The sequence below is a fragment of the Thioalkalivibrio sp. genome (assembly GCF_041685615.1).
Classification (GTDB): Bacteria; Pseudomonadota; Gammaproteobacteria; order Ectothiorhodospirales; family Ectothiorhodospiraceae; genus Thioalkalivibrio.
In genome coordinates this window covers 1-2,630 of record NZ_JAWLFK010000107.1, presented here as the reverse complement: position 1 = coordinate 2,630, position 2,630 = coordinate 1, and the positions used below count along the sequence as shown (strand labels likewise).

The following is a 2,630-nucleotide window of genomic DNA, read 5'->3' as shown; positions in this document are numbered from 1 at the left end:
ACCCCGAAGTCCGGATCCCAGCAGGCCTCGCCGCAGATGCTCGCGCCCAGCCGCAGGTATGCCTTCAGCAGGGGTGGCAGGGGCGCCGGTGAGGCGGACGCGCCGGGCGTGGCGGGCATCGGCTGGCGGGGATGGACGCGGTACTGCGGCGGCGAGGGATGCTTCGCGTAGAGCTGCTTCAGCAGCGCATGTGCTGCCTTGTCATGCGGTGCAAAGGGAATGCTCGCGCAACCGATCATGAAGTCGAAACCTCCCCGGGTCATCACCCTTGCCAGGCCGGTCCAGAGCGCGTTGATGGCCCAGCCCGTGCGGTAGTCCGCGCGCACGCAGGTCCGTCCGACCTCCATGACCCGGCCGGGAAGATCCACCAGCGCTCCGAGGTCGAATTCGCCTTGGGAGTAAAAACCGCCCGCGGCGGGTGCGTCGTCCGAAACCAGGATGCGGGTACTGGCCACGACCTCACCGGTATCGACCTCGCGGACAAGCAGATGGCGGCAGAATGCGTCATAGCCATCGGCATCGATACCGCGATCGGCGGTCGGCAGACGCGCGCCCATCTCCTGGGCGAAGACCCGGTAGCGCAGCTGCTGACAGGCGAGTACATCGGCCGGGCTGGAGGCCAGCTCGGTGACCAGGGCCTGACGGGGAGCCGGTGCCCAGGGCCCGTATTCAGCGAGTTGCGGCATGAACATCCTCTTGGGTTACAGACCCCATAGCTTGGGGGCGCATGGTGACAGGCCCTTGAAATTTAGTTGACAGCGCTGTGAATCTTGAGCCCGCGATCCTTCGTTTACGCCGGCCTTCGCCAACTGTCATGGCACCGCGCCACCCCGGACGATGAAGGCGTAAGCCCGGTATGGAGTGCGGCGGCTTGCCGCCGTTTTGCCCTGCAGGAGGCTCGCCTCCCGTTGCGGAAGCAAGCTTCCGCGCGTGAAGGCGTGAGCAAGCTCCCGCACTCCATAGCGCTAACCCGGGGCGACAGACCGTAGACTGTCCAGCCAGGGGCCGGTCTCGAAAGCAATAGCGCGTCCGGGGCGCGGCGCGCGACCTTCACGCTAGGTGGGCGCCTCCTGGCCCTTCGTCGGCTCCCTTCCTCGCGGGGCGGGAGAGTATCGTTTCCGCGTTGCAGGCCTTTGTCACCAAACAGTCATCGCCTTGTCATTCAGTCATGCTAAACACCGCGCCCATGATCGAATCTGACCCGGCCGGCCCGGCCGTGGAATACCGGGCCCTGCTTTCGGAGATGCTTGCGTTGCGCGAGGAAGTCCTGGCAGGCGCGGCCCAGCGCCTGCGCTGGTTCGCACGGACGGACGTCGACGGAGACTATGCAGTCAGCGCCCGCAACCTGGCCGACTACCTCGCGCTGCGCTGCCGGGACCTGCGGCCGCTGCAGCTCCGGTTGGCGCGGCAGGGCCTGTCGTCGCTCGGCCGGGTCGAGGCCCACGTGCTCGCGAGCATCGATCAGGTGATCGGCGTCCTCACCGCACTGTGCGGTGAACCCGACCCGATGCTGGAGCCTGCGGCGGTCCCCGGCTTCGATGCCGGTAACGAATTGTTGGCAATCAATGCCAGGACGGTCTTCGGGCCGCCTCAGCCGCGGCGCACGGCGCGGATCATGGTCACGATGCCGGCCGAGGCAGCCACGAATGAGGGTCTTGTGAGGGCCCTGCTCGAGTCCGGCATGGACTGTGCTCGCATCAATTGCGCCCACGACGATCTGCCGGTCTGGCGGCGCATGATCGAGAACATCCGCAACGCGGAGGCGAGCCTGGGCCGGGGCTGCCGGATACTGATGGATCTCGCCGGCCACAAGATCCGTACCGGGCCACTGGAGGATGCGCCGGCCTCGACCCGCCTGCGGCCGCGACGGGCCGCGGCTTCGGGTGTGCGCGAACCGGTGAGGGTGGCCCTGGTGTCGGCTGCCGGGCAACACGCACTGCCCGATGGGATTGCGGACGTCTGCCTGGTCGCCGAGGACTGGGTCCTCGTCGCGATGGAAGCGGGCGACCGTCTGCAGTTCACCGATCTGCGCGGTCGGAACCGCCGCCTGGTGGTGGAACGGAAACTCGGGGGGCTGGGCTGGCTCGTGCGCGCCAGCAAGACCAGCATGATCGGCCCGGATACCGCGATGCGGCTGATGCGGTGGCAGGATGATCGCTGGGCCCGGGTGACGGTCGATCCCGTGCGCTTGAGCGGGCATCGTCGGCTCCCGGTAAAGATCCGCCTGCATCTCGGGGATCTCCTGCAGCTTACGGGACCCGAGCTTCCCGGACGTCCGCCACTCCTGGACGCGGAGGGAAACGAACGTGAGCCGGCGCGCGTCGGCATTACCGCATCCCGGGTTCTGCCGCATCTGTGTGTCGGGCAGGCCGTGTGGATCGATGACGGGCGTCTCGGCGCGATGGTGGAGGAAACGGGGCCGGACTTCGTCTCTCTGCGGGTGACACACGCAGCGCCCGACGGTTTCCGGCTGCGCGCCGACAAGGGGATCAACCTTCCGGGTGCCGAGCTCGGTCTCGGTCCGTTGAGCGGAAAGGATCTGGCCGATCTCGACTTCGTCGTGCGCCATGCCGACCTGGTCGGGTTCTCCTTCGTCGAGAGTGCAGGGGACATGCGCGTGCTGATGGAAG

The 2,630-nt window shown here is 67.5% G+C and carries 2 protein-coding genes; one reads left to right on the top strand and one right to left on the bottom strand.

What is annotated here, in order from left to right; all coding sequences use genetic code 11:
* The coding region (locus ACESLR_RS11985; protein WP_373067788.1) for a GNAT family N-acetyltransferase at positions 1-686 on the bottom strand (686 nt) is incomplete at its 3' end.
* 500 nt (positions 687-1,186) lie between these two features.
* Between ACESLR_RS11985 and ACESLR_RS11980 the strand changes: the two genes are divergently transcribed.
* A partial coding sequence (locus tag ACESLR_RS11980; RefSeq protein ID WP_373067782.1) for a pyruvate kinase occupies positions 1,187-2,630 on the top strand: 1,444 nt, incomplete at its 3' end.